The sequence below is a fragment of the Nocardiopsis oceani genome, assembly GCF_054777395.1.
Window position 1 is genome coordinate 129,111 of sequence record NZ_BAAHAR010000015.1, and the last position, 9,807, is coordinate 138,917.

Annotated in this window: 7 protein-coding genes; 6 read left to right on the top strand and 1 reads right to left on the bottom strand. The window is 70.5% G+C overall.

Annotated features, from left to right (window positions below; genetic code table 11):
- From ACYVDG_RS11045 to ACYVDG_RS11070, 6 genes are all read left to right on the top strand, one after another.
- A complete protein-coding gene (locus tag ACYVDG_RS11045; RefSeq protein WP_460749167.1) occupies positions 1–1,692 on the top strand; it encodes an amidohydrolase in 1,692 nt (563 codons plus the stop codon).
- Positions 1,689–3,392 (top strand): thiamine pyrophosphate-binding protein, encoded by a 1,704-nt coding sequence (locus tag ACYVDG_RS11050; protein WP_460749170.1) that lies wholly within the window; start codon positions 1,689–1,691, stop codon positions 3,390–3,392. The genes ACYVDG_RS11045 and ACYVDG_RS11050 overlap by 4 nt, the downstream gene beginning before the upstream one ends.
- Positions 3,393–3,454: 62 nt before the next feature.
- Positions 3,455–5,092 (top strand): zinc-binding metallopeptidase family protein, encoded by a 1,638-nt coding sequence (locus ACYVDG_RS11055; protein WP_460749172.1) that lies wholly within the window; start codon positions 3,455–3,457, stop codon positions 5,090–5,092.
- 155 nt (positions 5,093–5,247) lie between these two features.
- Complete coding sequence (locus ACYVDG_RS11060) at positions 5,248–5,976, top strand: dienelactone hydrolase family protein (RefSeq protein ID WP_460749193.1); 729 nt, start codon at positions 5,248–5,250, stop codon at positions 5,974–5,976.
- A 96-nt stretch (positions 5,977–6,072) separates the two neighbouring features.
- A complete protein-coding gene (locus ACYVDG_RS11065; RefSeq protein ID WP_460749175.1) occupies positions 6,073–6,987 on the top strand; it encodes a DNA-binding protein in 915 nt (304 codons plus the stop codon).
- 347 nt (positions 6,988–7,334) lie between these two features.
- Entirely contained in the window at positions 7,335–7,457 is a 123-nt protein-coding gene (locus ACYVDG_RS11070; RefSeq protein WP_460749178.1) for a hypothetical protein, read from the top strand.
- A gap of 1,474 nt (positions 7,458–8,931) precedes the next feature.
- On the opposite strand, the gene ACYVDG_RS11075 is transcribed toward ACYVDG_RS11070, so the two are convergent.
- On the bottom strand, positions 8,932–9,663 hold the full coding sequence (locus ACYVDG_RS11075) for an LPXTG cell wall anchor domain-containing protein (protein WP_460749180.1): 732 nt from the start codon (positions 9,661–9,663) through the stop codon (positions 8,932–8,934).
- Between the last annotated feature and the right edge of the window lie 144 nt (positions 9,664–9,807).

Genomic DNA, 9,807 nt, shown 5'->3' on the forward strand with positions numbered 1-9,807 from the left:
TTGCGCAAGCTGCACACCTTCGACGACGCCCCGGCGGACTGGACACCAACCCTGGTCACCGCCCGGGGCCTGCACACCCTTGACGGCACCCGCCCCGAAGCGAACGCGATGCTCATCGCCCGCGACCGCATCGCCGCGCTCGGCACCGCCGACCAGTGCCGCCGAGCCGCGACGGCGCTCGGACTCGGGCGCCCGCGCGAGACCGACTTCGACGGCGCGACCCTCGTACCGGGCTTCGTCGATCCGCACGCCCATCCGCTGATGCACGGGCAGACGCGCACCTGGGTGGACTGCGGGCCCGCACAGGCACGAACGATCCCGCAGATCATCGCCCGCCTCCAGCAGCGCGGGCGCGAGATGCCGGGGGACAGCCCCGTGCGCGGCTACGGCTACGAGCTCCACAACCTGGAAGAAAGGCGCCATCCCACCCGCCACGAGCTCGACCTGGTCGCGCGGGACCGCGAGGTCTACCTCATGAACGCCTCCGGTCACGGAGGCGTCGTCAACTCCTACACCCTCACCAAGCACGGCATCACACGGGAGACCGAGAACCCGCCGGGCGGGGAGTTCCACCGGGACGCCGAAGGCGAACTCACCGGAGAGCTCTCAGACGCGGCATGCAACATCCTGACCGGAATCACGGGGGTCAAGGTCGCCAACCACGGCCCGAACCTGCACCTGGGCGACAGCGTCGAGGACCACATCGAGCAGCTGCGCACCGCTCAGCACTCGTTCCTGTCCGGCGGAGTGACGACGGTCGGCGACGCCCAAGTGAGCCAACGCGAGTTCGACACCTACCTGCGCCTGGCCGAGGTCGGCGACCTGCGCATCCGGTACTCGATGTACTTCCTCTCGCACCTGCTCGAAGACGTCCTCGCGACCGGGATGCACGGCGCCTTCGGCAACGACCGCCTGAGCTTCGCGGGCTTCAAGTTCTACGCCGACGGCACGCTCGGCGGCTGGACCGCCTACTTCCCCGAAGGCTACGCCGGCGACCCCTGCCGCACCGGCATGCTCTACCACGAGCCCGCCGAGTACGAGAAGCTCATCGGCCGCGCGCACCAAGCGGGACTCCAGACCGCGACGCACGCGCAGTCACCGGATGCCATAGCCATGGTGATCGACGCCGTGGAGCGCGCCCAAGAGGACTGCCCGAGGCCCGATGCCCGGCACCGCATCGAACACTGCGGGCTCCCGACCCCGGCACAGATCGCGCGGATGGCCGACGCCGGAATCCTCCCGGTCAACCAGCCCCAGCACTACTACAACTGGGGTGAGGGGGTCACCGACGGGATCGGCACCGTCGGGGAACGGTTCAACCCGCTCGGTGAGTTCGCCGCGGCGGGTGTCCCCGTAGTGCTGAGTTCGGACGCCCCGGTCGCCGACCCGCTGCCGTTGCAGGCGATCCAGACCGCGGCCACCCGCCGCACCGCACAAGGCAACCGGCTCGGGCCCGACGCCCTGCGGATCCCGGTGCGCAAGGCCCTCGAAGCGCACACCATCGCGGGCGCCCACGCACTCGGCAGGGAGGAAGACCTCGGCTCGCTCACCGTGGGCAAGAGAGCCGACTTCACCGTGCTCGGAGCCGACCCGCTCCAGGCCGACCCCGAAGAGATCAGCGCCATCCCCGTCCGGTCGACCTGGGTCGCTGGGCAACCGGCCTACGACACGGAAGGAGACGTCGACCCGTGAACGAGCCCGCGACCGGCCCACGGGCCGGGGCCGACGCCGCGCCCTCCGCCAACGTGGGTCGGCACGTACTGACGGTGCTGAGCGAATACGGGATCGACACGGTCTTCGGCATCCCCGGCACCCACAACCTCGAGTTCTACCGTCACCTGCCCGAGCTCGGCATCCGCCCGGTGACGACCCGCCACGAGCAGGGCGCCGGTTTCGCCGCCGACGGATGGTCGCTGCAGACGGGCCTTCCAGGGGTCGTCATCACGACGTCGGGCCCCGGCCTGCTGAACGTCCTGTCCGCCGCCGCGACCGCCTACGCCGAATCCCGCCCCCTGATCGTCCTCGCCCCGGGCGTGCCGCTCGGAGCAGAGCACGCCGACACCGGCGCACTGCACGAAACCAAGGACACCCGCGGCGCGGCCGACGCGGTCGTCGAGTGGGCGCAACGCGTGGAATCCGGCCGCCAGGCCGTGCAAGCCGTGCACGACGCGCTCGAGCAGTTCCGCACCGGACGCCCGCGCCCCGTCGCCATCGAGGTCCCGCTCGACGTGCTCGAAGACCGCAGCGACTGCCCGCCGGAGCTGCTCCGGGCCCGGCCGGCCCCCGCGCCCCGGACCGGTGATGCGGCAGACGTCGAGCGGGCCGCGGCACTGCTCTCCGGCGCGGCCCGGCCACTGGTGCTCGCGGGCGGCGGCTCGCGCCAAGCGGCCCAGGTCCTGCGCGAGGTCGCCGAACGGCTCGACGCCCCCGTCGTGACCACCCTCAACGGCCGCGCCGTACTGCCCGAGTCACACCCCCTCGCGGTGGGCGCCGCCCTGCGCCTGCCAGCCGCGCACGACCTCGTCAACGACGCGGACGTACTCCTGGTGGCCGGCTCGAAGATGGGCGAGGCCGAGCTGTGGGGTGGCCGGCTGCACCCGTCCGGGCAGGTCATCCGGATCGACCGGGCCGCAGCACAACTGCACAAGAACATCACCGCGCGGATCGGCATCGTCGGCGACTGCGGCGCCGTCCTGACGCAGCTGCACGAAGCCCTCCCGGCGCACACCGGCAACGACGGCGGGCAGCGCCAGGACGGTCGGCAGCGAGCCGCACAGGCCCGAACCCGCATCGACGCCCAAGGGCGGGAGTGGAGCCCGACCTCGAGCACCTGCGCCGAAGCCGTCGCGGCCGGCCTGCCCGCCGACGTCATCCTCGGCGCGGACTCCTCACAGGTCTGCTACTACGGCACAGCCAACTTCGTGACCCTCGAGCACCCGAACTCCTACCTGTACATGGCCACCTACGCGACCCTGGGCTACGGCCTCCCCGCCTCGATCGGCGCGAAGACCGCCCGACCCGACCGCCCGGTCGTGTGCGTCGTCGGAGACGGTGCGCTCATGTTCTCGGTCCAGGAACTCATGACCGCCGTCGAGCAGGAAATCGACCTGGTGGTGGTGTGCGCGGACAACGGCGGTTACCGGGAGATCGAGGAGAACGAGGCCGACCGCGGTATCGACCCGATCGGCGTCCGACTCGCCCAGCCCGACTGGGTCCGGCTCGCCGACGCCTTCGGTGGAACGGGAACACGGGTGGCCACGGCCGGGGACGTGCCCGCAGCGGTCCGTCGGGCTCTGGAGGCCGGCGGCGTCCAGTTGGTCCACGTTCCCCTGTCGCTCTTCGAACGGTCTTCGACGGCGACCCGCGACAGCGGGCACGGCGAGCACACCTGAGTTCGAGCATCCCCGAGTCCGAGGAAGGCTGGGTCCCTGTGTCCACCGCGAGAACGCGTGACGTGAACAGAACCGCCCCGTCGGTGCCCGCGGCGATGACGCCGCAGAAGGACACCGCGCTCAACTGGATCGAGGACCACCTCGACCGTCTCTCGGCCTGGCACAGCGAGCTGTGGCACCTGGCCGAACCCGCCTGGCGCGAGTACGAGTCGGCGGAGCTGGTGAAGGGCATCCTCCGGGACCACGGATTCGAGGTCGAGGAGGAATCCGGCGGCATGCCGACCGCGTTCGCCGCTCGCTTCTCCCACGGCACCGGAGGGCCGACGATCGGCGGCTACGCCGAGTACGACGCCGTGCCGGGCAACTGCCAGGCCGCCGCGACCAGCGAGCAACCGCGCGCCGGCCTGTCCCGATGGGCCGCCGGCCACACGGACCCGCACAGCGCCCTGGCGATCGGATCGTTGGCCGGGTTCCTCGGAGCCAAAGAGGCGATGACCGCGCACGGCATCGACGGCTCCCTGGTGTTCTTCGGTGAGCCCGCCGAGAAGGTCCGCGGCTCCAAACCCCTCCACGCGGCCGCCGGATACTACGACGGCGTCGACGCCTTCCTCAGTTTCCACCCCGCCTACATGCTGCCCTTCTCCAATACCGTCCGCTGGGAGACCCACTGCCGACCGAACTACTGCATGGTCTACACCTTCACCTGCGACGAACCGCACCACTGGCGGTCAGCACCCGGCGGCGCCCCCATCCCGCAGGCGCACACGGCACCGCGGGCGCCGGGGGCCAACGACGCTCTCGTGATGATGTACACGATGGGCAAGATGACCCGGGAGAACATCCTGCCCTCGGACAGCGGCTGGCTGGTCTCGGAGGCACTGCTGACGGCCGGGCAGGCGACATCGGACAACCTCCCGGCGCACGTCGCCCAGCTCCAGTACGCCTGCCGCCTGGCCGACCTGGACCAGTTGGACACGCTGACGCAGGCCCTGGACCGCATCGCGGAGTCCGCGGCACAGGTCACCGGATGCAACTGGAGGCGCGACTGGGTGTCCAAGTCGCGCCCGGGGCTCGGCAACCACGCCATGGCGGAGGTGACCTACGCCAACATGCAGCTGACCGGCCCCCCGGAGTTCGGTGCCGAGGCCGAATCCGCCGCCCGCCAGATCCAGGCGAACCTCGGCCTCGAGCCGATGGAGCGGCCGTTCCTGCCCGCCTGCTCGGAACTCATCGAGCCCTGGGAAGCCGAGCGACAGCTGCGCCAGACCCTGCCGCCGTGGGTGAAGTACTCCACCACCGACGACTACACCGAGTACTGCTGGCACGCGCCCACGGCCCGCATGTACGTCGGACGCGCCATGCTCAACGCGCCAGAGGGGTATTCGTACCCGGACTGGGCGATGAACGCGCTCGGAGGCATCCCGGAGACCATCGATCCGACATGGCGGGCGGCCGGCCGGACCATCAGCGCGACCGTTCTCGACCTCCTGACCCGGCCCGACGTGCTGGCCGACGCCCAGCGGGAGTTCGAGGACCGCACGGGCGGCGGCATCGGCGGCACGGAGTGGATTCCGCCCCTGTGCGACTACGAACCGCCGACCGGGTTCCGATGGCCCGAGTACGTGACCACCCCGCGCGGGCGCGAATGGTGGATCCCCACGACCCCGGCCGATGCCCAGCACGGGGACCGGTCCAGCTGAAGTCGGGCCACGACTGTCCGCGGCGGACGGCACGCGCGGCCGGAGACCGATCTCCACGGTCCTTCGCGCTGTCCCTTGACCTCAACCCCGGTTGATGCGGTGTACTGCACCGGACCAAGGAAGGAAGATCCGCCATTCCCACAAAGAATCTGCAGATTCCCACCGCGGACGGCCGAGCCGACGCCTTCGCCGCCTACCCCGACCAAGGCGAACTCCACCCGGGCGTGCTCCTGTACATGGACGCCTTCGGCGTGCGGCCCGTGCTGGAGAAGACGGCCCGTCAACTGGCCGACCAGGGCCACTACGTCCTCGTCCCCAACCTCTACTACCGGCACGGCCCGACACCGGTGGTCGAACTCCCCGAGCACATCGGAGAGGAGGTCCGGCCCGCCGTCTTCGCCGAACTGATGCCGTTGATCCAGGCGCACACCCCCGAACGCGCCCTGCGCGACGCCGACGCCTACCTCAGGTTCCTCACCGCCCAGCCCGAGGTCAGCCCCGGACCGGTCGCCGTCATGGGCTACTGCATGGGCGCCGTCCTGGCGCTGCGCACCGCGGCGGCCCACCCCGACCAGGTCGCCGCCGTCGCCGGATTCCACCCCGGCGAACTCGTCACCGAAGCGCCCGACAGCCCGCACCGCCTCGCCGCCGACATCACCGCCCAGGTCCACATCGGCCTCGCCGAGGACGACATGACACCCGAGGCCGTCGGCGAGCTCAACCAGGCCCTCGACGCCGCGGGCGTCGGCCACACGTGCGAGGTCTACCCGGGCACCGTCCACGGCTTCACTATGGCCGACACCGACGCCTTCAACGCCTCCGCGCTCCGGCGCCACTGGGACCGCCTGCTGCCGTTGCTGGGACGCACCCTGGCCACCAGCTGACGCGCCCGGCTCCGGGCCCCAGTTCGTGCACGGGGATGAGGTGGTCCGCCTTAGGATCGGCACAGTTCCAGGCCTCATCCCCGAGGAGAGCACTTCGTGATCCCGTCCAGCGGCCAAGGCCTTCCTCCGCGGCCTGCCGGGACCCCGGTGCCGAGCCACACCGCAGCCGCGATCCGGGCGAGCAGCGCCCGTGTCATCGCGCTCGACACCAGGTTCGGGGCCCGGGAGCTTGTGGGCCCTTCGGTGCGTGCCGCCGTCCGGGCGCACAGGGCAGCGCAGGCCCCATCCCGCGCGGACCGGGACGTGCTCGCGGCCTCGGCCGAGGCCCACCAAGTAGCCGGGTGGATCTGCTTCGACGCCGAACGGCAGGATCTCTCGCGCCGGATGACTCTGGAAACCGTGCGGTCGGCGCGCTCCGCAGGGGACCGGTCCATGGAGTACTTCGCGCTGTCCCAGTTGGCCATGCAGGACGTCCACCTGAACCGGCCAGCCGAGGCCGAGAGCGTCTGCGGCACCGTGGCGGACGAGGACGTTGCCGGGGCAGTGGCCACCCTGTTCACCCTGCGCCGGGCCCGCGCCGCCGCGCAGAGGGGCGAGCGCGCCCGGGCGCAGGCGCTCATCGGCGAGACCTATAGCCGCTACCTGGAGGGACCCCGGCCCGGCGACCCGGCCTGGGCGTGGTGGGTGAGTGTTCCGGAGATCGCCTGGCACCACGGCATGATTCTTGCAGAGCTGGGGGAGTGGCCGCGGTCGGCCGAGCGCTTCACCGCGGCTGCGGACGGTCCGGGATACCAGCGGGCGGAAATCATCGCGCAGACGAGCCTGCTGTGGGCCCTCGCGCATGCGCGAGCCTGGCCGGAGGCCGAGGAGGTCCTGGTGAACCGTGTGCTGCCAAGAATTGCCGAGGTGGGCTCCGTGCGTGCCGAACGCCAGCTCGCTGAGGCTGGCGCCCTGCTTCAGGAGGCGCCGCGCTCCACCCTGTCCGACGCCGCACGTCTCCTGCAGGTGTAACTATCGGAGTGCCCTGCGCGCGCTGTGATGGGGGCGGTGTGGTTCTGCGACCCAGTCAAGCTGCTGCCGCTGGTGCTCGACAGGTTGGAGCAGGGTGGTCGGCTGGTCTTCTCCCATGCCGAGCCGGTTCCCGGGTCCTCGGGGCCACAGGGCATGTACGGGGGCGGCTTCCGCGGACGACGGGTGTGGTTGCACCAATGGGCAGCCCAGCCTGAGGCGTGGGAAGAAATGCTGCGCGCGGCAGGGTTCGCCCGAGCGCGGGTGTGGGTGGAGCCAGCACCGGAGGCTGACCATGTGGGCACCCTGATCGGCGTAGCGCACTGTTAGGCATCTGAGAACGTCCAGGCTTGTTCGACGAATTCGAAGACCTGCCTGTACCCAGCATCGAGGATCAGAGTGCGGACTGCACCGCGCAGACCGGCGATCCCGTCGGTTGCGAGGAGAAGATCCGCTACGGAATCGTCGACTAGACGGAGCACGGTCCGGACGTAGGAGCCCAGGTTGTCCTACGCGCTGGTCTGGACCTGCGATTTCCCGGGTGCGGTGTTCCTCTCAGTGCCTGGTGACAGTGGGTGTTGCGCTTCCTTGCCGTTGGGGCCCTTGGGGTGTGCCCCTTTCGGTGCGGGTGGGGGGTTGCGTGGGTGGGGGTTTGTTGTTGGGTGCGGGTGGTTTCCCGTTTCCTGCCGCTTGATGGTGGCCGTCTCCGCTGCGCGCCTCAAGGTCGTCGCCGTCGTAGCGCTGGCGCGCTATCGAAGGGCGCTCCACCTTGACCCGCTTCGCTGCGACGGCGGGTCGGCGGCAGTCAGGAAACGGGGGACGTGTGGTCGGGGAGGCGTAGGGGCCCTTCGGGCCCCGGGCCTTCGGCCCGGAGGTCCGGCCTTCGCCCGGTCCGGCCTTCGGCCCGGAGGTCCGGCCGTGGCCGGCCGGATTCCTTCCCTTCCGCCTGGTTGTGTCGGCAGGCGCGTCGCAATCCAGTGGCCAGCCAGCGACGAAGGGGCCGAACAGGTGCTCGAGTGGCCGGGCGCGTCCCACCGGTCTGTCGGCTCGGCGGTGGGTCGGGCTGGTGGTGCCGGTGGACCGGCCAGGTGTGGGGTGGCGCGGTCGGTTGTAGGTTCCAGGGCATCGACCCCCCTGCTGGAGGCATTGTGGGCCGAGTGTGCTTCTGAGTGCGGGGTTCACTGGTCCCGGATGCCTCTGCGTGGGGGTTCGGCGCCCCGGGTGGCTCCCACCAGGGGGCGGGGATCCCGTTGCGTCCCCAGCATCCGAAACCCATCCGGTGAAGGTGACCGCTGCGTCCGAAACCGGTTCATCCCCGATGATCTTGCCCCTGTCTCAACCCTCGACGGGCGAGGGTGGCACCAGGGGCAAGATCATCGTCGAAAACGGGGGGCCACGCCTGACCGAAAGCCCGGTGGGACGTGCTCAGGCCCGTGCCCGGCCTGCTCGGGCCCTTCGTCGCCCTCTGGTCACTGGATTGCGACGCGCTGTCCGATGATGCCGGGCGGATGGGCGGGAATCCGGCCGGCCACGGCCGGACCGGGCGAAGCCCGGCCCCCTTCGGGCCGTAGGCCCGGGCCGTTCCCGGCCGAAGGCCGGAGCGTCTGCCGCCCCGACCACACGTCCCCCGTTTCCTGACTGCCGCCGACCCGCCGTCGCAGCGAAGCGGGTCAAGGTGGAGCGCCCTTCGATAGCGCGCCAGCGCTACGACGGCGACGACCTTGAGGCGCGCAGCGGAGACGGCCACCATCAAGCGGCAGGAAACGGGGAAACCACCCGCACCCAACAACAAACCCCCGCCCGCGCGGACCTCCCGCCCACGCTGAAAGGGGAACATTCCAAGGGCCCCAACGGCAAGGGAGCCCAACACCCACTGTCACCAGGCTCTCAGAGAAGAGAGGAGGCCTCGCCCAGTGCTGGGCGGGGCCTTCAAATCGGCGCACGGCCTTACTCGTCGTCAACGCCCCCGTTGTCAACGGCGGCCTTGCGCCTGCGGGCCAGGTACAGGGCAACCCCGCCACCGCCCAGGGCGGTCAGCCCGGCGGCCACGAGTCCGGCGAGCGCCGCACCGGTCACCGGAAGGCTGTCGGAGCCGGAGGAGACGGGATTGGCGTCCGCGGTTCCGGTGTCGCCACCGTTTCCGTCGGCCTCCTCATCCTTTTCGCCCTCGCCCTTGCCTGACTCGTCGCCCGTGGTGGCGACCACCTCGGTCACCTGCTCCCAGGAGCCGTCCAAGATGCACCACCACACCCCGTAGGCGTCGATCCTGTACACCTCGCCGCTGTCGTCGGAGGTGGCATCGTCCTCGGTGACCTCTTCGTACGCCACCTCACCTCCAGCGTCCACGGTGCACAGGTAGTAGACACCGTTCACCACGACGTACACCTCAGCACCGGTGGTGATGATCCCGTCGTCGAGGAGCGCTTCCACGCACTCGACCACGGTGACGCACTCCGCCTCATCCGCGGGCGGGCAGTCCTCGGGCGCCTCGTAGTCGTGGGTCTCGTCGAAGACGAGGTTGTGGCCCTCGTTGTTCACGGACTCGTAGGTCATCTTGGCGCGAAGCTCGCCCTTGGCCGGGTCGAGGCCCTCCGTGGTGGTGTTCGCCTCGCCCTGTTCTTCGTCGATGACAAGCTCGCCGTCGTGCCACAGGGAGTAGAGGTACTCGCCCTCGTGCACGCCGAAGTGGATCTGCGGGGTGTGTCAAGTTAAGGGTGTAACTATTTTTCCTGGTCAGCGGCGTGTCGGGGTCAGCCGGCCCTCGAAGGTCACCTCGAAGGCATTCAGCGCCCGCTTCCACCGGTTGGTCCACTTGGCTCGCCC